The sequence below is a fragment of the Solihabitans fulvus genome, assembly GCF_008386585.1.
Lineage (GTDB): Bacteria > Actinomycetota > Actinomycetes > Mycobacteriales > Pseudonocardiaceae > Solihabitans > Solihabitans fulvus.
Genome location: NZ_VUOB01000039.1, coordinates 1 through 291, shown reverse-complemented (window position 1 = coordinate 291; position 291 = coordinate 1). Strand labels below are relative to the sequence as shown.

Annotated in this window: 1 pseudogene; it reads right to left on the bottom strand. The window is 72.9% G+C overall.

The features are described from left to right. A pseudogene (locus F0L68_RS21845) lies at positions 1–291 on the bottom strand (NAD-dependent dehydratase); the annotation flags it as partial.

Here is a 291-nt window from a genome sequence, read left to right as displayed (position 1 = left end):
GAGCCCGTGCCGCAGGTAGGCCTCGTAGAGCTCGGCCGCGCCGGCCCGAACCGTCCACTGTGGATCGTAGTCCGGCAGCAGCGCGCGGATGCGGGAGAAGTCGACCCGGTAGGAGCGCGGGTCTCCCCCGGCCTCGCCGGTGATCACCAGCCGCGATCCCGGCACCACGGCGGCGACCTGTTCGGCGATCTCGGCCACGGTCGCGTTGTTCTCGGCCATGCCGACGTTGAACGCGCTGGTGTGCACGGCCTCACGCGGGGCGGCCTGCGCGGCGAGGAAGGCTGCCGCGAT